Raw genomic sequence first — 25,489 nt, 5'->3', positions numbered from 1 at the left:
GGGCATCCGCGCAGGGAGAATCCCGCGCCACTTGTAAAGAATTGCTGATGATAGAAGCACGCCCGCTCATCGTTCGCCTGCGCAACTTCGTCGGCGACACGGTGCTGAGCATTCCGGCACTGCGCTTGCTCGAAAGCCACGGCTACCGGCTGGAACTGGTGGGCAAGGGCTGGGCGCGTGGCCTGCTGGAGGCCGAGGGCTGGCCCGTGCATGTGCGGCCGGCAGGCCTGCATGACCGCATCGGGCAGTTGCGGGTGATGCGACGCCAGATTCGGCAGGAGGACCCGGGCTTTGACGGCCGTTCCAACATGCTGCTGTTTCCCTATGCCTTCTCCGCAGCCCTGGACGCGCGCTTTGCCGGGCTCAAGCCGGAGGGCCATGCGGGCGACGGCCGCACCTGGCTGCTGCGACGCGGCCATCCGAAGCGCGAAGGCCGGCACACCTTGGTCGAGTACTGGGAATTGGCCTGCGATTTCCTCGGCATGCAGGCCGAGCCGCCGCGGGACATAGCCATGCAGGTCAGCGAGGCGCAGCGAGCGCAGGCGCGGGCGCTGCTGGCGGCGCAGGGCGTGGAGCCGGCGCGCTGCGTGCTGATCTGCCCGTTTGCGAACGGCCGCATCGAGTTCCTCGACCGCAGCTGGCCGGCCTTTCCGGACTTCGTGCGGCGCCTGCATGCGGCCGGTCGGCGGGTCGTCATCGTGCCGGGGCCGGCGGAGGTCGAAGGTGCGAAGGATCTCTACCCGGACGCCATCCGCCTCGACGGCGTGGCGCTGGGCGTCTACAACGCGCTGCTGCAGCTGGCGGGTGTGGTGGTGGCCAACGACACCGGCCCGGCCCATATGGCTGCGGGCGTCGGCGCGCGGCTGCTGAGCATCTGGGGCCCCGTGGACCCGGCGCGCTGGGCGCCGTGGGGCTCGACGGTGACGCTCATGCGACGCGGTCCCACCGAGTGGGTCAGCGTCGATGAGGTCATCTCAGCCGTGGATCAGGCCTTGCCCTGATTCGCGACGGCTGCGGCTGCTTTGGCGGCCGCTTCCGCGTCGCCGAGGTAGTAGCTCTTGATGGGCTTGAGGTTCTCGTCCAGCTCGTAGACCAGCGGGATGCCGTTGGGGATGTTGACGCCCACGATGGCGTCGTCCGCGATGTTGTCGAGGTACTTCACCAGCGCGCGGATGCTGTTGCCATGGGCGGCGATGACGACGCGCTGGCCGCTCTTGATCGTCGGCGCAACGGTGTCGTTCCAGAACGGCAGCACGCGGGCGACCGTGTCCTTCAGGCATTCCGTCAGCGGCACGTCGTTCGGGTCGAGCTTGGCGTAGCGCGGATCGCTGCGTTCGCTGCGCGGGTCGGTCGCTTCCAGCGCCGGCGGCGGCGTGTCGTAGCTGCGGCGCCAGATCAGCACCTGCTCGTCGCCGTACTGCTTGGCCATGTCGGCCTTGTTCAGGCCCTGCAGGCCGCCGTAGTGGCGCTCGTTGAGGCGCCAGGCGTGGCGCACCGGCAGCCAGGTGCGGTCCATCTGGTCCAGGCAGTGCCACAGCGTCCAGACGGCGCGCTTGAGCACCGAGGTGTAGGCGATGTCGAAGTCATAGCCCGCTTCCTTCAGCAACCGGCCGGCGTTCTTGGCCTGTTCGACGCCGGTGGGCGTCAGGTCCACATCGGTCCAGCCGGTGAAGCGGTTTTCCAGATTCCAGGTCGATTCGCCGTGGCGGATGAGGACGAGCTTGTACATGGGCAAGAACGCACAGGTGGTGGAAGGCGGCGGATTATCGGCTCCAGCGATAATGCTCGGCTTCGTTGAATTACACGGGATGCTTGCTTGAACTTCCTGATCGAGAACTGGTTTTTGATCGTCGCCGCGCTGGTGTCCGGCGGCATGCTGATCTACCCCCTGCTGATGTCGGGCGCCCAAGGCGGCGGCGTCAGCCCTGCCGAGGCGGTGCAGCTGGTCAACCGCGAGAAGGGCGTGCTGATCGATGTCAGCGAGCCCGAGGAGTACGCCAAGGGCCATCCGGTGGGCGCCCGCAACATCCCCTTTGGCCAGATCGAGAGCCACAAGTCCCTGCCTTCCAACAAGGCCCTGCCGCTGGTGTTGGTGTGCCCGACGGGCGCACGCGCCGGCCGCGCTGCGGGCATGCTGCGCAAGCTGGGCTATGAGAAGGCCCAGGTGCTGGCCGGCGGCCTCAAGGCCTGGCGGGAGGCCAATTTGCCGGTGGAGAAAACTGCGTAAGCGGTTTTTGCCCGAAGGAGATTTGAAGATGGCGTCCGTGAAGATGTACACCACGCTGGTCTGCCCGTTCTGCGTGCGCGCCAAGATGCTGCTCAAGCAGCGTGGCGTCGAGCAGATCGACGAGATCCGCGTCGACCTCAACCCCGCCGAGCGCCAGGACATGATGGCCAGGACCGGCCGGCGCACCGTGCCGCAGATCTTCATCGGCGACACCCATGTCGGGGGGTGTGACGACCTCATCGCCCTCGACCAGAAGGGCGGACTGCTGCCCTTGCTCCAGGCTGCCTGATTTCAAGCCCGGGCAAGCCCCCGGCGCTTTGTCATGGGGCCTCGCCCATAATCCAGCCACCGCCCGCAGCGCGCCGCCTGCGGGCTTTTGTTTGACGCTTCGCTAGAAAGAATTCCATGGCCGACGAGATCCAAGCTGCCGCCGAAGGCACCCCCGTGTTCCAGATCCAGCGCATGTACCTGAAGGATCTGTCGCTGGAACAGCCGAACGCGCCGCACATCCTGCTGGAGCAATCGCAGCCGCAAGTCGACATCAACCTGACGCTGTCGGCCGAGAATGTCACCGACGGCATCTTCGAATGCTGCGTGACCGCCACGGTCAATACCAAGGTCGGCGACAAGACGCTGTTCCTGGTCGAAGCCAAGCAGGCCGGCATCTTCGAGATCCGCAACGTGCCGCAGGACCAGCTCGAAGGCATCCTGGGCATCGTCTGCCCGCAGATGGTCTACCCCTATCTGCGCGCCATCGTGTCCGACGTCTGCACCCGCGCCGGCTTCCCGCCCGTGCTGCTGACGGAAGTGAACTTCCAGGCCATGTTCGAGGCCCAGCAGGCGCAACGCGCTGCGCAAGGCGGCCAAGCGGTCAACTGATTCAGCGGCTTCGCTGACGACGCCCCGCCGAGTGCGGGGCGTTTTACTTGGGTGAAACTCTGCGCATGACGACGATGAAGATCAGCGTGCTCGGCGCCGGTGCCTGGGGCACTGCGCTGGCCATCCAGGCTGCGCAGGCCGGCCATGACGTCAGCCTGTGGGGGCGCGATGCCGCGGCCATCGGGCAGATGCGCGCCAGCCGCCGCAATGCGGCCTATCTGCCGGACAGCGAACTGCCGGCCACCCTTGGCCTGACGGCGGATCGCAGCGCATCCATTGCCCATGCCGCCGCGGGGCTGACCATCGTCGCGACACCGATGTCCGGCCTGCGCGAGACCCTCGCCGCCCTGCCGTCCAGCCAGCGCGTGCTGTGGCTGTGCAAGGGCTTCGAGGCCGGCACCGGGCGGCTGGGCCACGAGATCGCCCGCGAACTGCAGCCGGCGATGCGCGTGGGCATCCTGTCCGGCCCCAGCTTCGCGCAGGAAGTGGCCGCCGGCCGGCCCACGGCCCTGGTCGCGGCCAGCGAGGACGCCGACCTGGCCCAGGCCGCCGTCGATGCCTTCCATGGCGACAGGCTGCGGGTCTACACGTCCAGCGACCCGGTCGGCGTCGAGGTGGGCGGCGCCGTCAAGAACGTCATGGCCATCGCGGTCGGTGTCTGCGACGGGCTGTCGGCCGCGGCCCCGGACGCGCCGGGCCTGAACGCCCGCGCCGCCCTCATCACGCGTGGCCTGGCCGAGATGTTGCGCCTGGGCCTGGCCCTGGGTGCCAAGGCCGAGACCTTCATGGGCCTGTCCGGCCTGGGCGACCTGGTGCTGACGGCGACCGGCGACCTGTCGCGCAACCGCCGCGTCGGCCTGATGCTGGCCCAGGGCCTGGCCCTGCCGCAAATCCTGCAGCAGCTCGGCCATGTGGCCGAAGGCGTCTACAGCGCGCCGACGGTGCTGGCGCGGGCTCGCGAGGCGGGTGTCGAGATGCCCATCACCGAGGGCATGGTGGCGCTGCTGGACGGGCGCCTGCGCGTTGGCGAGGCGGTCGAGCACCTGATGGGGCGCGAGGCGCGCGCCGAATAGCTCAGCCGCCCCCGGCGTAGCCGTTCTGCCGCCAGCCCTCGAAGACCGCCACGGCCACGCTGTTGCTCAGATTGAGGCTGCGCTGGCCCTCGCGCATCGGCAGCCGTACGCGCTGCTCGGCGGGGAAGGTCTCGCGCAGCGCGGGCGCCAGGCCGGCGGTCTCGCTGCCGAAGACGAAGTAGTCACCCGGCTGCCAGGCCACCTCGCCAAAGGGCCGGCTGCCGCGCGTCGTGAAGGCGAACAGGCGCGCCGGGTCGGGCGTCTCGGCCGCCAGGAAGGCCGCCCAGTCCGCATGGCGCTGCACGCGGGCGTACTCGTGATAGTCCAGCCCCGCGCGTTGCAGCAGCTTGTCTTCCATCGAAAAGCCCAGCGGCTCGATCAGGTGCAGGCTGCAGCCGGTGTTGGCCGCAAGCCGGATGACGTTGCCGGTGTTGGGCGGGATTTCCGGCTGGACGAGGACGATGTTGAACATCGCCGCAGTATCTCGCGCGTGCATTTGGGCCGAGCGCCGGGCCGCCCCTAGCCGGCCCGCTTGGCGATGTGCACGTGGCTCGAGGCCGCGTGCATCGCCGTCCCCTCGGGGGACCGATCAGGTTCGCCGCGTTCAGCGGCGCGAACCTGGGCGAGGGGCCTCATTCGTCGCCGGGTTCAGGGGTCCGCGCAATGACCCAGGCCTGCACGCTCATGACGCCGGCCTGCAGCAGCACGCTGGCGAGTTCGAACAGCGTCGCGCCGCTGGTCATCACGTCGTCCAGCAGGGCGACATTGGTGCCGCGCAGTCGAACCGCTCGCAGCGGCTCGACGGCGAAGACGCCGCGCACATTGGCCGCGCGGTCCTCCAGCTTCAGGCCCGCCTGGCGCTCGTTGTGGCGCACGCGCAGCAGTAGGTCGGGCTCGCAGCGCAGGCCGCGGCGCCGCGCCAGGGCCTTGGTGAGTTCATGGGCCTGGTTGTAGCCGCGCTCGCGCAGGCGTCGATCCGACAGGGGCACGGGCAGCAGCCAGTCGGGCGCGCCCACTTCGGCCGCATTCAGCGCGGTGTTCAGCCGCTCCAGCAGGCTCTCGCGCAGCTCCAGGGCCTGGTGGTACTTGAAATGCTGCAGCAGGCCGTCCCAGGGGAAGCGGTAGTCCAGCGCCGCGACGGTGCGGTCCAGCGGCGGTGCGGCGTGCAGGCAGCGCCCGCATTGGGGGCGAGGCTTGCCGACGAGTTCGAGCGGCAGCCTGGCGGCGCAGGTCCAGCAGCGCGGCTGGGGTCGGGCGTAGAGGGCCAGGCAGGACTCGCAGATGGTCTGGTGGCTCCAGGCACGACAGACGGCGCACTGGCCCGCGCAGCGCAGCAGGACTTTCTCGATCAACGCAGGCTTGGTTGCCGACAGGGAGCGCTCGGGCATCGGCTCAATATACTGACCGCTCCATGAGTGAACCGGCATCGACCCCTACTTCAAACAAGGGGCCGCGGCCCCAGGCTCTCGACGCCGAAGCCGTGCGCCACCAGGCGCGCCGGCTTGCAGCCGCCGCAGAGCCGCCCTGGTTGCATGGCGAGGTCGCCAGCCGCATGGCCGAGCGCCTGACCTATATCAAGCTGCAGCCGGCGCGCGTGCTGGATGCTTCGCCCGCCCTGGGTGCCAGTGGCGAGCTGCTGCGCCTGGCCTACCCGAACGCCGAAGTGCTTTGGCATGAAGCCGACCCCGCGCTGGCGGCGCGCGCGGCTGAAAAGCGCCAGCGCAATTGGTGGCAGAAGCTGCGCGGCGCCTCGTCGGGGCAGATGGATGCGCTGCCGGCTCAGCCGCCGGTGGACCTGCTGTGGTCCAACATGGCCCTGCACGCCTGCGCCGACCTGCCGGCCCTGCTCGACGCCTGGCAGGCCAGCGTGGCGGTCGGCGGCTTCGTCATGTTCTCCTGCCTGGGCCCGGACAGCTTCGTCGAGCTGCGCACGCTGTATGCCCGCGCCGGCTGGGGCCGACCGGCCCCGGACTGGTGGGACATGCACGACATCGGCGATCTGGTGCTCAAGGCCGGCTTTGCCGATCCCGTCATGGACCAGCAGCGGCTGCGCCTGACCTGGGCCACGCCCGAAAGCCTGCTGGCCGATCTGCGCAGCCTGGGTGGCAATCTGGCACCGACCCGCTTTGCCGGTTTGCGCGGCCGCGCCTGGAAGGCCGCCCTGCTGGCCCGGCTGGAAACGCTGCGCGATGCGGACGGGCGGCTGGCGCTGACGCTGGAACTTGTTTTCGGCCATGCGTTCAAGGCCGCGCCACGCCTCACAATGGCTGCCGAGACCCATGTTTCCATCGACGCCATGCGTGCGACGCTGCGCAAGGGGCGCGAATCGGGATGAAGGGGGTGAATCCCCGGGGGCGGCCTGGGTCGTCCCTCCCGGAGCCTGGGCTAAAATCCCGCGCCGCATAGAGGGCTTTGGGGCAACACCCGGCCCAATCCACGGAACTTGCCTCCCAAATCCGGCCGTTGGGCTGGTTTGCAAGCCCCGCTCTTCAAAGAACCAAGTGACAACCATGACGATGATGAACGCACGAGTGCATAGCGCCTCACGCGCTTGGGGCCGTTGGGCCACGGCGGCGATGGCGGCCCTGGCAGCGGGCCCGGCCCTGGCGGTCAACGACCTCAAGGGCGGCCCCGGCGTCAATCAGCTCAATCTGCACGAGCCGGTCACGCGCATCGCCCACGACCAGATGTGGCTGCACAACTTCGTGATGATCGTCTGCCTGGTCATCTTCGTCGCCGTGTTCGGCGTCATGTTCTATTCCATCTTCAAGCACCGCAAGTCCAAGGGTGCGGTGTCGGCCAACTTCCACGAGAGCGTGGCCGTCGAGATCGCCTGGACCGTCGTGCCCTTCCTGATCGTCATCGGCATGGCCCTGCCGGCCACCAAGGTGGTCGTCGCGATGAAGGACACCACCAACGCCGATGTGACCATCAAGGCCACCGGCTACCAGTGGAAGTGGGGCTATGACTACCTGAAGGGCGAAGGCGAGGGCATCGGCTTCCTGGCCACGCTGGACACCGCCCAACGCGAGTCATCCAACACCGGCAAGCCCGAGCCGGTCGACAACTACCTGCTGAAGGTCGACAACCCGCTGGTCGTGCCGGTGGACAAGAAGGTCCGCATCATCACGACGGCCAACGACGTCATCCACGCCTGGATGGTGCCGGCCTTCGGCGTCAAGCAGGATGCCATCCCCGGCTTCGTGCGCGACACCTGGTTCAAGGCCGAGAAGATCGGTGACTACTACGGCCAGTGCGCCGAGCTGTGCGGCAAGGAACACGCCTACATGCCCATCCACGTGAAGGTCGTGTCCGCCGAGGACTACACCAAGTGGGTGGATGGCAAGAAGAAGGAAATCGCCGCCAAGGCCGACGACCCGAACAAGGTCTGGGAACAGGCCGCCCTGGTCGCCCGTGGCGAGAAGGTCTACGCCGCCAACTGCGCGGTCTGCCACAAGGCCGATGGCTCCGGCGCCGGCCCGATCAAGCCGCTGGACAAGTCGCCCGTGGTGCTTGCCGAAGACAAGCTGCAGCAGATCAACGTCGTGCTGAACGGCCGCATGGACAAGGGCATGCCCGCCTGGAAGCAGCTCAGCGACACCGACATCGCCGCCGTGATCACGTACACGAAGAACAGCTGGTCCAACAAGACGGGTCAGACGGTGCAGCCGGCCGAAGTGCTGGCCGCCCGCAAGTAATCGACCGAACGCCGAATCAGAGGAAATCACATGAGTGCAGTGCTCCCCCCCCACGGCGCGGTCGGTGGCCATGACGGCCACGCCCACGATCACGACCATCACGACGATCACCATGCACCCCACGGCTGGCGCCGCTGGGTGTTCGCGACCAACCACAAGGACATCGGCACCCTCTACCTGCTGTTCTCCTTCACGATGCTGATGATCGGCGGCATCCTGGCCCTGTGCATCCGCGCGGAGCTGTTCCAGCCTGGCCTGCAGTTCTTCAACCCGGAACTCTTCAACCAGTTCACGACCATGCACGGTCTGATCATGGTGTTCGGCGCCATCATGCCGGCCTTCGTCGGCTTCGCGAACTGGATGATCCCGCTGCAGATCGGCGCCGCCGACATGGCCTTTGCGCGGATGAACAACTTCAGCTTCTGGCTGCTGATCCCCGCGGCCCTGATGCTGGTCGGCAGCTTCTTCATGCCGGGCGGTGCCCCCGCCGCCGGCTGGACGCTGTACGCGCCGCTGACGCTGCAGATGGGCCCGTCGATGGACGCCGGCATCTTCGCGATGCACATCATGGGCGCCTCGTCCATCATGGGCTCGATCAACATCATCGTGACCATCCTCAACATGCGCGCCCCCGGCATGACGCTGATGAAGATGCCGATGTTCTCGTGGACCTGGCTGATCACGGCCTATCTGCTGATCGCCGTCATGCCCGTGCTGGCCGGCGCCATCACGATGACGCTGACCGACCGCCACTTCGGCACCGCCTTCTTCAACCCGGCTGGCGGCGGCGACCCGGTCATGTACCAGCACATCTTCTGGTTCTTCGGCCACCCCGAGGTCTACATCATGATCTTGCCGGCCTTCGGCATCATCAGCCAGATCGTGCCGGCCTTCGCCCGCAAGCGCCTGTTCGGCTATGCGTCCATGGTGTATGCGACGGCGTCGATCGCCATCCTGTCCTTCATCGTGTGGGCCCACCACATGTTCGTGACCGGCATGCCGGTGACGGGCCAGCTGTTCTTCATGTACGCGACCATGCTGATCGCCGTGCCCACGGGCGTGAAGATCTTCAACTGGCTGGCGACGATGTGGCGCGGTTCGATGACCTTCGAGACGCCGATGCTGTTCGCCGTCGGCTTCATCTTCGTGTTCACGATGGGCGGCTTCACCGGCCTCATCCTGGCCATGGCGCCGGTCGACATCCAGCTGCAGGACACCTACTACGTCGTGGCCCACTTCCACTACGTGCTGGTGGCGGGTTCGCTGTACGGCATGTTCGCCGGTTACTACTACTGGGCGCCGAAGTGGACCGGCGTGATGTATTCGGAGACGCGCGGCAAGATCCATTTCTGGGGCTCGCTGATCTTCTTCAACATCACCTTCTTCCCGATGCACTTCCTGGGCCTGGCCGGCATGCCACGTCGCTATGCCGACTACCCGATGCAGTTCGCCGACTTCAACATGATCGCGTCCATCGGCGCCTTCGGCTTCGGTCTGATGCAGGTCTACTTCTTCCTGTTCGTGGTTGTCCCGGCGATGCGCGGCAAGGGTGAGAAGGCGCCGCAGAAGCCCTGGGAAGCCGCTGAAGGCCTGGAGTGGGAAGTGCCGTCGCCGGCCCCTTTCCACACCTTCGAGACCCCGCCCAAGCTGAATGCTTCGGCCACGAAGATCGTCGCTTGATCGTCATGACGCCCGAACAGCGCAAGGCCAACCGCCGACTGGGTTTGATCCTGTTGTCGATCGCCCTCGTCTTTGGCGTCGGCTTCGTCGCCAAGATGGTGATGCTGGCCCACTGACATGCGCTTCCTGGCTGCACTTCACCGCGACAACCGCCAGCTCGTCATGAAGCTGGCGGTGATCGTCGCGCTGATGTTCGGCTTTGGCTATGCGCTGGTGCCGCTGTACAGGGCGATCTGCAATGCCCTGGGCATCAACGTGCTGTCGCTGGCCGAACGCCAGACGGCGCTGGCCGGCAAGGGCATCGCCGATGGCAATGGCCAGATCGATTTCAGCCGTGAGATCACGGTCGAGTTCGACACCAACGCCCGCGGCCCCTGGGACTTCAAGCCGGCGGTGCGCCACCTGACGGTGCATCCGGGTGAGCTGACCCAGGTCATGTACGAGTTCCGCAACAAGCAGGACCGCACCATGGCCGCGCAAGCTATTCCCAGCTATGCGCCCATGCAGGCCAGCGCGCATTTCAACAAGCTGGAATGCTTCTGCTTCAACGAGTACACCTTGAAGCCGGGCGAGAGCAAGCAGTGGCCGGTCGTGTTCGTCATCGACCCCAAGCTGCCCAAGGATGTGAAGACCATCACCCTGTCCTATACCTTCTTCGAGGTGGCGGGCAAGGGCGGTGTGAAGTTGGGCCAGGCGCCCAAGGCCATGGGAGCGGCGCTGTGAGCGAACCCGGTCAGGATCTGAAGGAAGCGGTGGGCCGCAAGGCCTCGTTCGCCCAGACGATCTCGGCCGTGGCCTGGAGTTTTTTCGGCGTGCGCCGGGGCCGGGACCATGAGAGAGACATGGCCAAGCTCAACCCGGTGCATGTATTGATCGCGGGCGTGCTTGGCGCCGCCCTGTTTGTATTGGTGCTGGTGCTGCTGGTCCGTTGGGTCATCAGCAGTGGCGTGGCGGGGGCCTGAGGGCCCGCGCCGCAACAAAGTTCAGAACGAGCGAGTACTAGGAGAACAATATGTCGGCAGCGACTTCCCCGGGCAAAGCCCCGTACTACTTCGTCCCGGCGCCTTCGCGGCATCCGGTGCTGGCCGCCACCGGCCTGTTCTTCGTCATCCTCGGCGCCGGCCAATGGGTCAACGGCCACGGCTGGGGCATGTACTCGCTGTTCGGCGGCCTGGCCTTCTGGGCCTTCGTGCTGCAGCAGTGGTTCCGCCAGGCCATCGGCGAGAGCGAGGGCGGCCTGTACAGCGACCGCATCGACGTCTCCTTCCGCTGGAGCATGGGCTGGTTCATCTTTTCGGAGGTGATGTTCTTCGCCGCCTTCTTCGGCGCACTGGGCTGGGCCCGCCTGTACTCGGTGCCGGTGCTCGGCAGCCTGGAGAACGCGCTGCTGTGGCCCGACTTCAAGGCCGTCTGGCCCAGCACCGCGCCCGGCTTCACCGCCGCGCCGGCCGGTACCGTCGAAGCCTTCAGCACCATGGGTCCGTGGCCCATCCCGACGATCAACACCGCCCTGCTGCTGACCTCGGGCGTCACGCTGACCATCGCCCACCACGCGCTGATCGCCGGCAACCGCGCCAAGACGATTGCCTGGATGTGGATCACCGTCATCCTGGGCGCGACCTTCCTGGGCTTCCAGGCCTATGAATACCACCACGCCTACACCGAGCTCAACCTCAAGCTGAACTCCGGCATCTACGGCTCGACCTTCTTCATGCTGACCGGCTTCCACGGCTTCCACGTCTGCGTGGGCGCCCTGATGCTGCTGTTCATCACCATCCGCCTGATGAAGGGCCACTTCACGCCCGAGCGCCACTTCGGCTTCGAAGGCGCGGCCTGGTACTGGCACTTCGTCGACGTGGTCTGGCTGGGCCTGTACGTCATCGTCTACTGGCTGTGACGTCACCGCAATGAGAAAGCGCCGCAGTCGCGGCGCTTTTTTTATGCACTCTTCACTGGCAGGCCCGTGGGCTGTATCCACCCCATCTTCCAGCTCAGCAGGATGATGAGGAAAAGCGCCACCGACACGCCGACACGCACCGTCAGCGCCTTTGCCATATTGGGGCTGCGCTTGTTGCCGCCCTTGCGCAGCATGAAGAAGCCCGCTGCTGCCAGCGCGCCGAGGATGCCGATGAAGGCGATCAGGATCACGAATTTCATGGTGTCGAATTATCCGCTCGGGGTCCCCGCATGACCGGCAGACGCTGGCTGGTGCTGCTGGCGGCCTTGCTGGGTGCCGCGCTGACGGCGCGGCTGGGTGTCTGGCAGCTCGACCGCGCCGCGCAGAAGATCGCACTGCAGGCGGCCATCGACACCGAAGCCGTCAAGCCCGCCATCGACAACGCCGCCCTGGGCGGTGCGGGGCCGTTGCATCGCCGCGTGGCGCTGCGCGGCACCTGGCTCGCAGAGCGCACCGTCTGGCTGGACAACCGATCCATGGACGGCCACGCGGGCTTCTTCGTCGTGACGCCCCTGCGGCTCGCGGGCCGCAGCGAAGCCATCCTCGTGCAGCGTGGCTGGGCGCCGCGCAACCAGCGCGACCGCCAGCAGCTGCCGCCGCTGGTCACGCCCGCGGGCGAGGTCGTCGTCGAGGGCCGGCTGGCGGCGTCACCGTCGAGGCTTTTCGAGCTCGGCGAAGGCTCGTCCGGCGCGATCCGGCAAAATCTCGACCCTGCGGCCTTCGCCGTCGAGTCGGGCCTGAGGCTGCTGCTGCTGACCGTCGTCCAGACCGCCCCGGCCGACGATGGCCTGTTGCGCCACTGGCCGGCACCCGATCTCGGCCTGCAAAAACACTATGGCTATGCCTTTCAATGGTTCGCGCTCTGCGCGCTGATCGCCGGTCTCTATGTCTGGTTCCAACTCGTCCGCCCCCGGCTCCGCAAGCAGCCGTGATCCCATGACGCCGCTGAGCTTCGCGGTGCACAGCCTGCCCGACCCGCGCGCGGTGCCGCAGCAGCGCGCCGGCCGCTGGAAGATGCTGCTCGTGCTGGCCATGTGCGCCGCGCCGGTGGTCGCGTCCTACTTCACCTTCTACGTCATCAAGCCCAGCGGTTCGGCCTATGGCGAGCTGATCGCGCCCGCCGTCGACATGCCCACCGACCTGCCGCTGACCGATCTGCAGGGGCGCCCGGTGGCGCCGGCTGCACTGCGTGGCCAGTGGCTGCTGGCCGTCGTGCAGGGTTCCGACTGCCCGACGGCCTGCGAACGCCAGCTCTTCGTGCAGCGCCAGCTGCGCGAGATGCTGGGCAAGGAGCGCGCGCGCGTCGACAAGCTCTGGCTCATTCCCGACACCGGCATGCCGCGCGCCGAGGTCATGGCGGCCATCAGCCAGAAGGGCGCCGAGGTCACCGTGCTGCGCGTGCCGGCCGAGCGCCTCGCGACCTGGCTGCAGCCTGCGGTGGGCAAGGCGGCCAGCGATCATTTCTACGTCATCGACCCGATGAACCGCTGGATGGAGCGCGCGCCGGCCGAACCCGAGCCCAAGAAGCTCAAGGCCGACCTCGACAAGCTGCTGAAGGCCAGCGCCTTCTGGGACACCGCGGGAAGATGAACGTGCCCCTCGCCCAATCTCGCCCCGCTGAACGCGGGCGAGCCCGGTCGGTCTTGCAGACCGCGCTGCGGCATGAGCTGCAGCTCTTCGGCAGGCACATGCCGCCCGCTGGGCGCCATGTGTCCGGCCTCAGCCCCCGCGGGGACGGCGATGCATGCGGCATCGAGCCGCATGCACATCGCCAGCGCGGGCCGGCTAGGGAGCGGCCCGGCGCTCGGCCCGGAATGCCCGGGGTACCGAGATGAACGAGCTGCTGCTCCCGCTCGGCCAGGTCGCCGCCATCGGCGGTGCGGTCGCCCTTGGTCCGCTGCTGTGGTGGCGCCAGCGCTCGCGCAGCGCGACGCCGGCGGGGCGGCTGCGCGCGCTGACGCTGCTGACGCTGTTCCTGACCTTCGACCTCATCGTCTTCGGCGCCTTCACGCGCCTGACCGATTCGGGCCTGGGCTGCCCCGACTGGCCGGGCTGCTACAGCGCCGCCAGCCCGGTCGGTGCCCACGGCCACATCGAGGCCGCCCAGGCCGCGATGCCGACCGGCCCGGTCACGCATGGCAAGGCCTGGATAGAGATGGTCCACCGCTACCTGGCCAGCGGCGTCGGCCTGCTCATCCTCGTCATGGCGGTGTTGAGCTGGCGGCTGAAGCGTCATGATCGAACCGCCGCGCCTTCGCCCTGGCTGCCGACGCTGACGCTGGTCTGGGTCTGCGTGCAGGGCGCCTTTGGCGCGCTGACGGTCACGATGAAACTCTTCCCGGCCATCGTCACCCTGCACCTGTTGTTCGGCATGGGCCTGCTGATGCTGCTGGCCTGGCAGCACGAGGCCTACGAGCCGCGCCCGCTGCGGCTGCCGGCGGCGCTGCGGCTCGGCGTCGCGGCCGTGCTGCTGCTCGCCCTCGCTCAGGTCGCCCTCGGCGGCTGGGTCAGCACCAATTACGCGGTGCTGGCCTGTGATGAGTTCCCGACCTGCCACGGCGGCCAGTGGTGGCCGCAGCTGGACTTCGCCCAGGGCTTCCAGCTCTGGCGCGAGCTGGGCCAGCGCGCCGACGGCGGCTGGCTGGGCTTCGAGGCGTTGGCCGCCATCCACATGGCCCATCGCATCGGCGCGGGCTTCGTTTTCGCGGCCATCCTGGCGCTGGCCTGGGCGCTGCATCGGCATGCCTCGAACTGGTCACGCTGGCTGCTCGCCGCTGCCGGCTGGCAGCTCGCCTCGGGCCTGTCCAATGTCGTGCTCGACTGGCCTATCGTGGCTGCCCTGGCCCACACCGCCGGCGCCGCCGTGCTGCTCGCCCTGCTCACCACCTTGCTCGCGCGCTTGAGATGAAACGACCCCTCGCCCAGTCTTGCCCCGCTGCGCGCGGGCAAGCCCAGTCGGTCCCCCGCGGGGACGGCGATGCTTGCCGGATTGACCGGCAAGCACATCGCCAGACGGGCCGGCTAGGGAGCGGCCCGGCGCTCGGCCCGGAACGCGCCATCGCCCTGGACAACTGATATGGCTTCCACTTCTTCATCCACCGCCAGCGCCTTCGTGCACAGCCCGCGCTGGCAGCAGTTCTACCAGCTGACCAAGCCGCGTGTCGTCCAGCTCATCGTCTTCTGCGCCGCCATCGGCATGGCCCTGGCCGTGCCCGGCCTGCCGTCGCTGGCCCAGGGCCTGACCATGCTCGCGGCAATAGCCGGCATCTGGCTGGTGGCCGGCGCGGCGGCGGCCTTCAACTGTCTGATCGAGGATGGCATCGACGCGCGCATGAAGCGCACCGCCTGGCGCGCCACGGCCAAGGGCGAGCTCAGCCGCCCGCAGACGCTGGCCTTCTCGGCCGCACTGTGCGCGATCGGCATGGCGCTGCTGGGCTTCTACGTCAACGTGCTGACGATGTGGCTGACCTTCGCCACCTTCATCGGCTATGCCGTCATCTACACCGTCATCCTGAAGCCGATGACGCCGCAGAACATCGTCATCGGCGGCGCCTCGGGCGCCATGCCGCCGGTGCTGGGCTGGGCCGCGCTGCGCGGCGACCTCGGCCCCGAGCCCTGGCTGCTCTGCCTCATCATCTTCCTGTGGACGCCGCCGCACTTCTGGGCGCTGGCGCTGTACCGCGCCGAGGATTACGCCCGCGCCGGCCTGCCCATGCTGCCGGTGACCCACGGCAACGACTACACGCGGCTGCAGATCCTGCTCTACACCTGGGTGCTGTTCGCGGCCACGCTGCTGCCCTTCCTGACCGGCATGAGCGGCTGGTTCTACCTGGCCAGCGCCATCATCCTGGGCCTGGGCTTCTGCGGCTATGCCTTCAGGCTGTGGCGCTCGTATTCGGAGATGCTGGCAAGGCGGACCTTCTGGTTCTCCATCTGGCATCTGTCGCTGCTGTTTGCGGCCTTGTTGATCGACCACTACATCGCATGAACACCCGTCGCTTCGCGCTGGCCGCGCTGATCACCTTCGCTCTCGCCGGCTGCCAGAAGTCCGGCCCCGACAAGCTGGCCTTCAAGGGCATCGACCTGACCGGCGCCGAATACGCGAGGACGCTGAACCTGAGCGACCAGGACGGCCGCGCCCGGTCGCTGGCCGACTTCAAGGGCAAGGTGCTGGTGGTCTTCTTCGGCTACACCCAATGCCCCGACGTCTGCCCGACGACGATGGCCGAGGTCGCCGAGGTCAAGCGCAGCCTGGGTGCCGATGGCGACAAGGTGCTGGGCGTCTTCGTCACCATCGACCCGGAGCGCGACACGGCCCAGTTGCTGAAGGCCTATCTGGCCAGCTTCGACCCGAGCTTCGTCGGCCTGCGTGGCAGCGAGGAGCAGACCCAGGCCGCGGCCAAGGAGTTCAAGGTCTTCTTCGCCAAGGTGCCGGGCAAGACGCCCGAGACCTACACGATGGACCACACGGCGGCGAGCTTCATCTTCGACACCGAGGGCCGCGTGCGCGTCTACGCCCGCTACGGCGCCGGCGCCCAACCGCTGGCGGACGACATCAAGCTGCTGCTGGCCGAGGCCTCCTCCGGCAAGAAATGAAAAAAGGCCCCGCGAGGGGCCTTTTGTTTGGCGCACCGCAAGCTCAGGCGGTTTCGGTCAGCGCCTTCTTCATCTTCTTCATCGCCGCCACTTCGATCTGGCGGATGCGCTCGGCCGACACGCCGTACTCGGCGGCCAGCTCATGCAGCGTCATGCCGCCCGAGGTGTCGTCGTTCACCTTCAGCCAGCGCTCCTCGACGATGCGGCGGCTGCGCGGGTCCAGTACCTCCAGCGCGCGCTGGATGCCGTCGCCGGCCAGCGCATCGCGCGAGCGGGCCTCGATGACGCGGGTCGGCTCATGGCTGTCGTCGGCGAGGTAGGCGATGGGCGCAAAGCTCTCGCCTTCGTCGTCGGTCTGCGGCTCCAGCGCCACATCGCCGCCCGACATGCGGGTCTCCATCTCCAGCACTTCCTCGCGCTTGACGTTCAGCGTGCTGGCCACATGGGCCACTTCGGCTTCGGTCAGCGTGTTGCGGTGCGTCGCAGCGTCGGGATTGCCGGCCTTGAGCTGGTGCTTCATCGAGCGCAGGTTGAAGAACAGCTTGCGCTGGGCCTTGGTCGTCGCGACCTTGACCATGCGCCAGTTCTTCAGGATGTACTCGTGGATCTCGGCCTTGATCCAGTGCATGGCGTAGCTCACCAGGCGCACGCCCTGGTCGGGGTCGAAGCGCTTGACGGCCTTCATCAGGCCGACATTGCCCTCCTGGATCAGGTCGCCCTGGGGCAGGCCATAACCCATGTACTGGCGGGAGATGGCCACCACCAGGCGCAGATGCGACAGCACCAAGCGGCCGGCGCCTTCCAGGTCGCCCTTGTCGCGCAGGCTGCGCGCAGCGGAACCTTCTTCTTCGGCGGTCAGCAGCGGCAGGCGGTTGACGGCGGAGATGTATGCGTCCAGATTGCCCAGCGAGGGCACGAGGGCCCAGGGGTCGCGGACGGCAATGGCAGAAGAGGCGGACATCGTCATGAATCCTTGCTAAACCGCGGCGCGGGATGCCGCGGTGAGCAGGATATTAGCACTCTGGTTTGATGAGTGCTAAGACCAGTCGTGCATCCGGTGGAATGCAATGTTTCCAACGGTGAAACAGTCAGCGATCGCTAACTTTCAGCCGGATCTGGCTAGTCGACGAGGCCGAAATCCGGGCTTTTGATCATCGCCTCGATGTCCAGCAGGATGAGCATGCGCTCGCCGAGCTTGCCCAGGCCGGTGATGAAACGGGCGTCCAGGGCGGCCGCCACTTCGGGGCGGGGCTTGATCTCGTCGGCGCTGAGTTCCAGCACGTCGGAGACCGAGTCCACCACGACGCCGACGACGCGGTTGGCCACGTTCAGCACGATGACGACGGTGAAGGCGTTGTACTCGCCGGCCTGACCGAGGCGGATGCGCAGGTCGACGATGGGCACGATGACGCCGCGCAGGTTGACGACGCCCTTGACGAAGGCCGGCGCATTGGCAACCCGGGTGGGCGGCTCATAGGAGCGGATTTCCTGCACGCGCAGGATGTCGAGGCCGTATTCCTCCTCGGCGATGCGGAAGGTCAGGAACTGGCGGCCATTGGTGCGTGCCAGGGCCTGCACGGCCTGGGCACCGGTGCTGGGAACGAGGTCTGTGGAACTCATCGGGCGCTGATGCGTGTTGGGGTCTGGGCCCTCATTCTGCCCCCGCCAGGCCGCCTCCTGCCGCCAACAATTCGTCGACCAGGGCCAGCAATTCACGCACGTCCAGCGGCTTGGTCAGGTAGTGCTGGGCGCCCGCCACCTGGGCCGCGGCGATCTGCTCCGGCTGGGCATTGGCGGAAACGACGATGACGGGCGGCAGCGTCCGGCCCAGGTCGCGCATGCGGCTCAGCAGCGTCAGCCCGTCGCCATCGGGCAGTTGCCAGTCCAGCAGCAGCAGGGCCGGCGGGCGCTCGCGCAGCGCGCGCAAGCCCGCTTCCACGGTCGGGGCGATCTCCAGCTCGATCCCCGGGCGCTGGTCCAGGATGCCGCGCATGACCTCGGCATTGAGCGGGTTGTCCTCCACATAGAGCAGGCGCCGCTGCGGGCTGGCGCGCGGACTGGTCGGCTCGTCGGGGGGCGCCTCGCGGCTCGCCAGCGCGGCGGGAGCGCCGCTGGCCGGCAGGCGCAGCACGAAGCAGGCACCCGGGCCGTCCTGCTCTTCGGCGCGCAGGCTGCCGTCCATCATCTCGGCCAGGCGCTGGCTGATGACCAGGCCGATGCCGGTGCCGGGCAGGCCGCTGCGTTCGCGGCCGAGGCGGTTGAAGGGCTGGAAGAGGGCGGCGCGCTGCTCGGCGGTGAGGCCCAGGCCGGTGTCGCGCACGGCGATCTCGACCCAACCCGGCTCCCAGCTGCGCGCCTCGATGCTGACGCTGCCGCCCGGGCGGTTGTACTTGACCGCGTTGCTGAGCAGATTGGTCAGGATCTGCGTGACCCGCGTCGGGTCGCCCACGAGGCGCACGGCCGCGGGGTCGACGCGCTGGCTGATGGCCAGGCCGCGCTCGGCCGCCTGGCCCTGCACCAGCGCCAGCGCGCGGGCGAGCAGCGGCGGCAGCTCCAGCAGCACCGGCTCCAGGCGCAGCGAGCCGGCCTCGATGCGTGACAGGTCCAGCGTGTCGTTGATCATCTCCAGCAGATGCCAGCCGGCCTGGGCGATCTGCTGGGCGCGCACGCGCTGGCTGGGCGGCAGCGGCTCGCTCGCGTCCATCTGCATCAGCTGCGTGAAGCCGAGGATGGCGTTCATCGGCGTGCGCAGCTCATGGCTCATGCGCGACAGGAACTCGTTCTTGGCCTGGTTGGCCGCTTCGGCGGCCTCGCGGGCGCGGTCCAGTTCCTCGATGCGCAGTTGGTCGGTAATGTCCTCGACGACGCCCACCAGGCGGTGGGGCCGGCCGTCGGCGCCGCGCAGCAGGCTGACCAGCACGCGCGCATGGGCCAGGCTGCCGTCCGGGCGGACGTAGCGCTTCAGCCGCCGGTAGTAGGGGATCTCGCCACGCATCAGTCGGCGCGCCAGGCGGATGTCCTCGCGGCGGTCGTCGGCATGCGTCACGTCGATGGAACGTTGGCGCATCAGCGCCTCGGCCGTATAGCCGATCAGGTTGCAGAAGTGCGCATTGACCTCCTGGAAGCCGCCGTTGAGGTCGGTGAAGGCAATGCCGATGGGCGCGGTCTCGAAGATGCTGTGAAAGCGCTGCTCGCTCTGGCTCAGCGCGCGCTCGCCCTGGGTGCGGCTGGCCACCTCGCGCTCCAGCGCCGCCGTGCGCTCCCGCACCAGGGCCTCGACATGCTGGGTGCGGCCCGACATCAGCAGCAGCAGCGCCCCCACCATGGCCGTGGCCAGCAGGCCGACGAGGGCGAAGGCCCAGCTGCGCCCCGGCGCCTGCACCAGGCCGGGCAGGTCGTAGACGCGCACCTCCCATTGCCGGCCGCCGAATTCCAGCGGCAGCTTGACCAGGGGCAGGGTGGCATCGTCGCCGCGCTGCACCGCCTCGCAGCCCACGCGGCCGCCCAGGCGCGGGAAGAGGGCGCCGGGCTCCAGGTCGACGAGGCAGGCGGCGAGGTGTTCGGGCCAGTTGGCTGACAGGCGTGACAGCAGCAGGTCCGGGCGCAGCGTCGCGAAGACGACGCCGTCCAGGGCCTGCTCGCTCGGCGCGGCGCTGCCGCGGTAGAGCGGCTGGTAGACCACGACGCCGAGCGCCGCCTCCTTGTCCTGCGATAGCTGGAAGCCCGCCGACGCGAGCGGCCGCCCGAGGCTCGCGGCCTTCTCGATGGCGGCGCGGGCGCCGGGAATGGTGCGCACATTGATGCCCAGCGCGCCGGCATTGCGCGACAGCGGCTCGATGAGGCGGATGGCCAGCATGTCCTCGTCCGGCGGCGGGCGCAGGTCGCCGGCGCGCAGGCGGTCGCGCGCCTGGTAGCCGCCGGGGAAGGCGTCGGCCGCGGCCGCGGCGTTGAAGCGGTCGACGTCGGCGCGCGCGACGCGCAGCGTCAGGCCGAGGGCAATCAGCGGGCTTTCCTCGGTCAGGAAGCCACGCGTGGCGCGGGCGAACTCGTCGCGCGTCGGCCGCGGCTTGACCTTGACGAGGCCGTGCACGCCCTCCAGCGCCAGCAGCGGCTCGCGCAGGCGGCCGGCCAGGTCCTGGGCCGCGCTCGTCGCGTCGCGCGTGAAGTCGGCGCGGTTGCGCTGACGGTCCCATTCCATCGTGGCTGCCACACCCAGGCCGACCATCAGCGTGGTCAGCAGCATGGGCAGGCCGACGCTGAAGCGCCGCGTCGCCCAGGCCGCGCGTGGCTGGCCGATCAGGGCCAGCGTGATCGGCGTGGCGATCAGCACGCCCATCAGGTCGCCGGTCCACCACACCGTCCAGACCAGCGTGGCCTGCGCCGTCGAGATGACGCCGAACACCTTGAGCAGCAGCGTCGCGCAACTCGGGCTGATGCAGCCGGCCAGCGCCGCCGCCGCCAGATAACCAGCGATCTCGCGCGGCGAGGCCAGCACGAGCGGGCGGCCGCACCAGCGCCTCACCAGCAGCGTGCCCACCACCGCCTGGGTGGCGGCACCCAGGCCGATGCCCAGGGCCAGCGGCAGCACGCCGGCCTGTTCGTTCATCGTCGTGGCCTGCACGATGAAGGAGCCCAGGGCCACGGCTGGCGTGTAGCGCAGGCCCCAGACCAGCAGCACCGCCAGGCCCCAGCCGGCTGCCGGGTAGATGGGCGCCACCTGGTAGGGCGGCAGCACCATCAGCAGGCCCAGCCGGGCCAGCAGGTAATAGACGCCGACGACGGCCGCCGACAGCGCCAGATAGCGACCGATTTCGCGGGCGCGTGCGAGGCTCATTCGGCCTGGGCCTCCCTCAGCGTCTGCACGACGGGCCGCTGCAGCACGCCGCGCAGGCTCCACCAGCCAGCGCTCCACGCCAGCAGCGCACCGCAGACGGCGCTGATCAGCGGCACCCACGGCTTCATATGCCATTCGAATTCGAAGACGAAGCGCGCCAGCAGGGCCGCCAGCACCAGGGCCACGGCGCCGGCCAGGAAGCCGGCCAAGGCGCCCACACCCAGCAGCTCGGCACGCTGCACCTGGGCCAGCAGGCGCGACGGTGCGCCCAGGGCCCGCATCAGCCCGAACTCCCGCGTGCGCGCCTCGCGCGTGCTGCCTACGGCCGCCAGCAGCACGACGAGACCGGTCGCCAGCGTGAAGCCGAACAGGAACTGCACGGCCTGGATGACCTGGTCCAGCACGCCCTGCACCTGGTTGAGCTGGGCCGACACGTCGATGACGGTCAGGTTGGGAAATTGCCGCGCCAGCTCGCGGTCCAGCTTGCTGGCAGCTGGGCTGCGGTAGGCGGCGATCTGCGTGGACGGCAGCTCGGGCAACTCGGCCTTCTCGAACAGCACGAAGAAATTGACGCGCATGGACGACCAGTCGACCTTGCGCAGGCTGGTGATGCGGCCCTGCACGGGCTGGCCGGCGATGTCGAAGGCCAGCGTGTCGCCGAGCTTGAGCCCCAGCGTCGTCGCCAGCCCTTCCTCGACGCTCAGGCCCGTCTCATCGGGCTTGGCATCGCCCCAGCGGCCGCTGGTGATCTGGTTGTGGGCCGGCATGTCGGCTGTGTGGCTGAGGTTGAACTCGCGCTCGGCCAGGCGTTGGGCGCGCTCTTCGGCAAAGCGCTTGGCCTGCACCGGCTCGCCATTGATGGCCGTCAGGCGGCCGCGGATCATCGGGTACCAGTCGAAGCCCTTCACGCCGGCGTCGGTCAGCGTCTTGCGGAAGGCCTCGCCCTGGTCGGGCTGGATGTTGATGACGAAGCGGTCGGGTGCCGCGGCCGGCGTGGCGCGGCGCCAGCTGTCGATGAGGTCGGTGCGCAGCAGCACCAGCAGGGCCAGGGCCAGCAGGCCGACGGCGAGCGAGGCCACCTGCATGACGGCGAAGCCCGGTCGCGCGGCGACCTGGCGCGTGGCCAGCAGCAGCCAGCGCGGCACGCCGGTGCCGCTGACGTTGACCGGCACGAGGCGGCGCAGCAGCCACACCGCAGCCCAGGCCAGCAGCGCGAACAGCAGCACCGCGCCGGCAAAGCCCGCGGCCGCGATGGCGCCCAGCTTGATGTCGCCGGCCAGCACGACGAGGATGGCCGCGAGGCCGGCCACGCCCGCGCCCAGCACGAGGATGGAGCCGGCCTTGGGCGCGCCCAGGTCGCGGCGGATGACGCGCAGCGGCGGCACGGCCGCCAGCTGCAGCACCGGCGGCAGGCCGAAGCCCAGCAGCAGCGACAGGCCCAGCCCCAGGCCGAGCAGGGCCGGCCAGACGCTGGGCGGCGGCAGGTTGACGTCGATCAGCCCGGCCAGCAGCGACACGAAGACCTGGTGCAGGGCCAGGCCGCCGAGCACGCCGACGGCGCTGGCGCTCAGGCCGGCGAGCAGGAACTCCAGTCCATAGGCCCAGGCGATGCGGCGCTGCGGCTGGCCGAGCACGCGCAGCATGGCGCAGTCGTCCAGATGGCGCGCCGCGAAGTCGCGCGCGGCCAGCGCCACGGCGACGGCCGCGAGCAGCGCCGACAGCATGGCCACCAGGCGCAGGAAGCGCGCCGCGCGGTCCAGCGTCTGGCGCATCTCGGGGCGGCCGGACTCGAGCGATTCCAGGCGTACGCCGCGCAGCTTGTCCTTCTCGACGAGCTGTTCGGCACCCGCCACGAAGCGCGCCACCGCGCCGGGCGTCGCGCCCGGGCCGGGCACGACGGCCATGCGGTAGGTCAGGCGGCTGGCCGGTTGCACGAGGTGGGTGGCGGCCAGGTCGGCTTCGGCCAGCAGCGCGCGCGGCGCGAAGTTCATGAAGCCGGCGCCGCGGTCGGGTTCGGTGTCGATCAGCGCGGCCAGCTTCAGCTGGGCGTCGCCGAGCAGCAGCGTGTCGCCGAGCTTGAGCCCCAGGCCGTCGGCCACGGCCGGGTCGACCCAGACCTCGCCCGGGGCGGGTGCGCCGCTGCGGCCGGGCAGGGCCTCGCGCAGCTTGATGCTGCCGCGCAGCGGGTAGCCCGTGCCGACCGCCTTCACGGCCACCAGCCGGCTCTCGCCACCATGGGCTTCATCGCTGCGCGCCATGCTGGGGAAGGTGGCGCTGCGCGCGGTGGTCAGGTTCTGGGTGGCCGCCAGGTCGACGAGGGCCTGGGCCGTCGGCTGGTCGCTGGCGACGACGGCATCACCGCCGAGCAGCTTGGCGGCGTCACGGCGCAAGCCCTGGTCGAGGCGATCGGACAGGAAGGCCACGGCGCACAGTGCGGCGACCGCGAGGGCCACGGCCAGCATCAGCAGGCGCAGCTCGCCGGCCCGCCAATCCCGCAGCAACTGGCGCCAGGCGACAGCCAAGGTGGTGGGCGGACGCGAAACAGCAGGGGACGTCATGCGAGCGACTGTAGCCGTGCAGACCTGCGCTGATGAACGTATGGGGCCGTTTTGGCCGCGGTGGAGCGGGATGCGGGAATCGAACCCGCGGCTCTAGCTTGGGAAGCTAGGGTATTGCCACTATACGAATCCCGCGCTCGGTCCGCATTCTAGAGGCGCTCCGCGCACCCCGTCCTCCATCGGCAGGATGGACGGCGGACGCGCCTTCGGGCCACAGTGTCGCAACCCAGCTGCCGGCCACCTCATGAGCGACCCCGCACCGCCCAACGCCCTGGACACCTTCATCAAGTACGCCGCGCCCTTGCTCGCCATCGGGACGGCGGGCCTGTCGTTCTACGTGGCCATCACGACGCGCGAGACCAACCAGCGGCTCGCCGCCACGCAGGCCGCCTCCAGCGAACTCAAGCTCAACAGCGAGCGCTACGACCTCGCCCCCCGCCTCGTGGCCGAGCTGGGTGCGCAGAACGCCGCCGAGTTCGCCGCCACCGTGCGCCAGCAGCAGATGCCGATGAAGGTGCTGGACGCGGCGCTGGAGAGCCAACTGGTCGAAGGCAGCAAGAACTGGGCGGCCGGGCGCCACCTGATGACGGGGGCGGGCCCGACCGGCCTGTACCTGCGCCAGATCGTCTACGTGAAGCTCAGCAACCTGGGCAAGACGGCCACCAGCGACCTCAAGCTCGTCGTGCGCCAGAAGGATTTCGGCCTCACCGGTAACGGCACCCAGCTCAAGCGCTACGGGGAGCTGGACACGCAGGGCGACGGCTGGACGGAGCACTCGCTGCCCGTGTCCGACCTGATGGAGCAGGGCGCTGGCGACCAGGGCATGGCCACCAAGCTGCTCATTCCGCTGGCGCAGGTCTCCGGCGGCGAGTACTACTTCGGCCGCGTGCTGGTGCCCGTGAAGCTGGTGTGGACGGACAAGCGGCAGGGCAAGGCCGACGAGTTGCCCGTGCGTGTCGCCCAGTCCAGCGCGCTGGATAACCAGCTCATGAGCGCCATCCTCGGCATGTCGACGACCTCGCGGTGAAAGTCCCGGTGGCGCTGGAAGTCAGCCTTCAACCCAGCTGACGCGGCCTCGTCCGGCCGCCTTGGCCAGATACAGCGCCTTGTCCGCGGCCTCCACCAGCCCCTGGCCCTGCGCCCCCGCCGACACTCCCAGGCTGATCGTCACGCAGCCTTCCACCCCGGGATGCGGCAGTGACAGGGCTCTCACGGTGTCCTCCATCAACTGCGCCACGCCGATGGCCCCGGCGAGGTCGGTGTCCGGCAGCAGGCAGACGAACTCCTCGCCACCGTAGCGCGCCAGCAGATCCGTCGGCCGCCTCAAGCAGGCTCGCAACGCTCCCGCCACGCGGCGCAGGCAGTCGTCTCCCGCCAGATGCCCCAGCGCGTCGTTGTAGCGCTTGAAGTGATCCACGTCCGCCAGCACGATGGCCAGCGGTGCGCGCGTGCGTTGCGAGCGGCGCGCCTCGGCGATGAAGCGTTCGTCGAAATGGCGTCGGTTGTGCACGCCCGTCAGGCCGTCGACAAAGGCGAGCTCGCGCAGCAGATCCGCCTGGGCCTTGAGCGTCAGCTGCGTCCTGACGCGGGCCCGCACGACGGTGGGGTTGAAGGGCTTGGTGATGAAGTCGGCCGCACCGGCGTCCAGCGCCCGGGTCTCGTCCTCGGGCAGGTCCTGCGCGGTCACGAAGATGACGGCGATGGAGCGCAGCAGCGGGTCGGCCTTGAGCTCGGCGCAGAGCTGGTGGCCGTCCATGCCGGGCATCTGCACGTCCAGCAACACGACGTCGGGCTGGCGGTCGCGGCAGAGCTGCAGGGCGCGGCCGCCGTCGGTGGCCATCAGCACCTGGCAGTCGCTGGCGAAGACGCGATGCAGGGCCTGGATGTTGACGGGCTGGTCGTCGACGAGCAGCAGGCGCGGGCGGCGGCCCGGCGGCGCCTGGCCCTGCGTCAAGGGGGCGCGGTCGGGCAGAAAGAGTTGCATCAT

27 protein-coding genes and 1 tRNA gene are annotated in these 25,489 nt (G+C 68.9%); 18 read left to right on the top strand and 10 right to left on the bottom strand.

All coding sequences use genetic code 11. The annotated features are described in order from the left end of the window. Nucleotides 1-47: 47 nt before the first annotated feature. On the top strand, nt 48-1,001 hold the full coding sequence (locus AC1DW3_RS09445; protein WP_477930777.1) for a glycosyltransferase family 9 protein: 954 nt from the start codon (nt 48-50) through the stop codon (nt 999-1,001). Here AC1DW3_RS09445 and gpmA read toward each other — a convergent pair. Next, entirely contained in the window at nt 986-1,729 is a 744-nt protein-coding gene (gene gpmA / locus AC1DW3_RS09440) for a 2,3-diphosphoglycerate-dependent phosphoglycerate mutase (RefSeq protein WP_477930775.1), read from the bottom strand. The two genes, AC1DW3_RS09445 and gpmA, sit on opposite strands and share 16 nt — an antisense overlap. An 87-nt stretch (nt 1,730-1,816) precedes the next feature. On the opposite strand from gpmA, the gene AC1DW3_RS09435 reads away from it, so the two are divergent. The 4 genes from AC1DW3_RS09435 to AC1DW3_RS09420 all read left to right on the top strand — a co-directional run bounded on the left by AC1DW3_RS09435 (nt 1,817) and on the right by AC1DW3_RS09420 (nt 4,179). Then, the gene (locus AC1DW3_RS09435; RefSeq protein WP_477930773.1) at nt 1,817-2,227 is read left to right on the top strand and encodes a rhodanese-like domain-containing protein; all 411 of its coding nucleotides are present in this window, start codon (nt 1,817-1,819) and stop codon (nt 2,225-2,227) included. A gap of 28 nt (nt 2,228-2,255) precedes the next feature. Continuing rightward, the gene (grxC, locus tag AC1DW3_RS09430; protein WP_477930771.1) at nt 2,256-2,516 is read left to right on the top strand and encodes a glutaredoxin 3; all 261 of its coding nucleotides are present in this window, start codon (nt 2,256-2,258) and stop codon (nt 2,514-2,516) included. Between the two features lie 116 nt (nt 2,517-2,632). Continuing rightward, entirely contained in the window at nt 2,633-3,106 is a 474-nt protein-coding gene (gene secB, locus AC1DW3_RS09425) for a protein-export chaperone SecB (RefSeq protein ID WP_477930769.1), read from the top strand. Between the two features lie 74 nt (nt 3,107-3,180). Then, on the top strand, nt 3,181-4,179 hold the full coding sequence (locus AC1DW3_RS09420; RefSeq protein WP_477930826.1) for an NAD(P)H-dependent glycerol-3-phosphate dehydrogenase: 999 nt from the start codon (nt 3,181-3,183) through the stop codon (nt 4,177-4,179). 1 nt (nt 4,180) lies between these two features. On the opposite strand, the gene trmL is transcribed toward AC1DW3_RS09420, so the two are convergent. Both trmL and AC1DW3_RS09410 read right to left on the bottom strand, forming a co-directional pair. After that, nucleotides 4,181-4,651 (bottom strand): tRNA (uridine(34)/cytosine(34)/5-carboxymethylaminomethyluridine(34)-2'-O)-methyltransferase TrmL, encoded by a 471-nt coding sequence (gene trmL, locus AC1DW3_RS09415; protein ID WP_477930767.1) that lies wholly within the window; start codon nt 4,649-4,651, stop codon nt 4,181-4,183. A 160-nt stretch (nt 4,652-4,811) separates the two neighbouring features. Then, nucleotides 4,812-5,567: a ComF family protein gene (locus AC1DW3_RS09410; protein ID WP_477930765.1), complete on the bottom strand. Its 756-nt coding sequence runs from the start codon at nt 5,565-5,567 to the stop codon at nt 4,812-4,814. A gap of 23 nt (nt 5,568-5,590) precedes the next feature. On the opposite strand from AC1DW3_RS09410, the gene AC1DW3_RS09405 reads away from it, so the two are divergent. The 7 genes from AC1DW3_RS09405 (at nt 5,591) to AC1DW3_RS09375 (ending at nt 11,454) form a co-directional block, all read left to right on the top strand. Continuing rightward, nucleotides 5,591-6,514 (top strand): methyltransferase domain-containing protein, encoded by a 924-nt coding sequence (locus tag AC1DW3_RS09405; RefSeq protein WP_477930763.1) that lies wholly within the window; start codon nt 5,591-5,593, stop codon nt 6,512-6,514. Nucleotides 6,515-6,698: 184 nt separating this feature from the next. Further along, on the top strand, nt 6,699-7,877 hold the full coding sequence (gene coxB / locus AC1DW3_RS09400) for a cytochrome c oxidase subunit II (RefSeq protein ID WP_477930824.1): 1,179 nt from the start codon (nt 6,699-6,701) through the stop codon (nt 7,875-7,877). Nucleotides 7,878-7,907: 30 nt separating this feature from the next. Next, nucleotides 7,908-9,557, top strand: a complete 1,650-nt coding sequence (gene ctaD, locus AC1DW3_RS09395; protein ID WP_477930761.1) for a cytochrome c oxidase subunit I — start codon at nt 7,908-7,910, stop codon at nt 9,555-9,557. Between the two features lie 5 nt (nt 9,558-9,562). Then, complete coding sequence (locus tag AC1DW3_RS09390; RefSeq protein WP_477930759.1) at nt 9,563-9,673, top strand: cytochrome oxidase small assembly protein; 111 nt, start codon at nt 9,563-9,565, stop codon at nt 9,671-9,673. Between the two features lies 1 nt (nt 9,674). Continuing rightward, nucleotides 9,675-10,280 (top strand): cytochrome c oxidase assembly protein, encoded by a 606-nt coding sequence (locus AC1DW3_RS09385; RefSeq protein WP_477930757.1) that lies wholly within the window; start codon nt 9,675-9,677, stop codon nt 10,278-10,280. Then, nucleotides 10,277-10,519, top strand: coding sequence for a DUF2970 domain-containing protein (locus AC1DW3_RS09380; RefSeq protein ID WP_477930755.1), 243 nt, complete (start codon nt 10,277-10,279; stop codon nt 10,517-10,519). Before AC1DW3_RS09385 ends, AC1DW3_RS09380 begins: the two co-directional genes overlap by 4 nt. Before the next feature lie 50 nt (nt 10,520-10,569). Further along, complete coding sequence (locus AC1DW3_RS09375) at nt 10,570-11,454, top strand: cytochrome c oxidase subunit 3 (RefSeq protein ID WP_477930753.1); 885 nt, start codon at nt 10,570-10,572, stop codon at nt 11,452-11,454. A 41-nt stretch (nt 11,455-11,495) separates the two neighbouring features. Here AC1DW3_RS09375 and AC1DW3_RS09370 read toward each other — a convergent pair whose 3' ends face one another. Next, complete coding sequence (locus AC1DW3_RS09370) at nt 11,496-11,714, bottom strand: twin transmembrane helix small protein (RefSeq protein ID WP_477930751.1); 219 nt, start codon at nt 11,712-11,714, stop codon at nt 11,496-11,498. A gap of 30 nt (nt 11,715-11,744) precedes the next feature. Here AC1DW3_RS09370 and AC1DW3_RS09365 point away from each other — a divergent pair, with 30 nt between their 5' ends. The 5 genes from AC1DW3_RS09365 to AC1DW3_RS09345 all read left to right on the top strand — a co-directional run bounded on the left by AC1DW3_RS09365 (nt 11,745) and on the right by AC1DW3_RS09345 (nt 16,110). After that, nucleotides 11,745-12,446 carry an SURF1 family protein gene (locus AC1DW3_RS09365; RefSeq protein ID WP_477930749.1) on the top strand — a complete coding sequence of 234 codons (702 nt, stop codon included), beginning with the start codon at nt 11,745-11,747 and terminating at the stop codon, nt 12,444-12,446. A gap of 4 nt (nt 12,447-12,450) precedes the next feature. Next, nucleotides 12,451-13,104: an SCO family protein gene (locus AC1DW3_RS09360; RefSeq protein ID WP_477930747.1), complete on the top strand. Its 654-nt coding sequence runs from the start codon at nt 12,451-12,453 to the stop codon at nt 13,102-13,104. Nucleotides 13,105-13,345: 241 nt separating this feature from the next. Then, nucleotides 13,346-14,422 carry a COX15/CtaA family protein gene (locus AC1DW3_RS09355; RefSeq protein WP_477930745.1) on the top strand — a complete coding sequence of 359 codons (1,077 nt, stop codon included), beginning with the start codon at nt 13,346-13,348 and terminating at the stop codon, nt 14,420-14,422. A gap of 168 nt (nt 14,423-14,590) precedes the next feature. Further along, the gene (cyoE, locus tag AC1DW3_RS09350; protein ID WP_477930743.1) at nt 14,591-15,502 is read left to right on the top strand and encodes a heme o synthase; all 912 of its coding nucleotides are present in this window, start codon (nt 14,591-14,593) and stop codon (nt 15,500-15,502) included. After that, nucleotides 15,499-16,110, top strand: coding sequence for an SCO family protein (locus tag AC1DW3_RS09345; protein WP_477930741.1), 612 nt, complete (start codon nt 15,499-15,501; stop codon nt 16,108-16,110). The genes cyoE and AC1DW3_RS09345 overlap by 4 nt, the downstream gene beginning before the upstream one ends. A gap of 43 nt (nt 16,111-16,153) precedes the next feature. Here the strand turns inward: AC1DW3_RS09345 and rpoH are convergent, their stop codons facing one another. The 5 genes from rpoH to AC1DW3_RS09320 all read right to left on the bottom strand — a co-directional run bounded on the left by rpoH (nt 16,154) and on the right by AC1DW3_RS09320 (nt 23,637). Then, entirely contained in the window at nt 16,154-17,071 is a 918-nt protein-coding gene (gene rpoH / locus AC1DW3_RS09340; protein ID WP_477930739.1) for an RNA polymerase sigma factor RpoH, read from the bottom strand. A 158-nt stretch (nt 17,072-17,229) separates the two neighbouring features. Continuing rightward, nucleotides 17,230-17,730 (bottom strand): chemotaxis protein CheW, encoded by a 501-nt coding sequence (locus AC1DW3_RS09335; RefSeq protein WP_477930737.1) that lies wholly within the window; start codon nt 17,728-17,730, stop codon nt 17,230-17,232. Between the two features lie 31 nt (nt 17,731-17,761). Beyond that, a complete protein-coding gene (locus tag AC1DW3_RS09330) occupies nt 17,762-20,944 on the bottom strand; it encodes a CHASE domain-containing protein (protein WP_477930735.1) in 3,183 nt (1,060 codons plus the stop codon). After that, nucleotides 20,941-23,502, bottom strand: coding sequence for an ABC transporter permease (locus tag AC1DW3_RS09325; RefSeq protein ID WP_477930733.1), 2,562 nt, complete (start codon nt 23,500-23,502; stop codon nt 20,941-20,943). Before AC1DW3_RS09325 ends, AC1DW3_RS09330 begins: the two co-directional genes overlap by 4 nt. Nucleotides 23,503-23,563: 61 nt before the next feature. Beyond that, nucleotides 23,564-23,637, bottom strand: a tRNA-Gly gene (locus AC1DW3_RS09320). Between the two features lie 109 nt (nt 23,638-23,746). Between AC1DW3_RS09320 and AC1DW3_RS09315 the strand changes: the two genes are divergently transcribed. Next, nucleotides 23,747-24,529, top strand: coding sequence for a hypothetical protein (locus AC1DW3_RS09315; protein ID WP_477930731.1), 783 nt, complete (start codon nt 23,747-23,749; stop codon nt 24,527-24,529). Nucleotides 24,530-24,550: 21 nt separating this feature from the next. On the opposite strand, the gene AC1DW3_RS09310 is transcribed toward AC1DW3_RS09315, so the two are convergent. Further along, complete coding sequence (locus tag AC1DW3_RS09310) at nt 24,551-25,489, bottom strand: diguanylate cyclase (RefSeq protein WP_477930729.1); 939 nt, start codon at nt 25,487-25,489, stop codon at nt 24,551-24,553.

This window comes from Roseateles sp. P2_H4, assembly GCF_056403315.1.
Note: the sequence above shows the minus strand (reverse complement) of the source record. Positions and strands in the feature narration are given on the sequence as shown.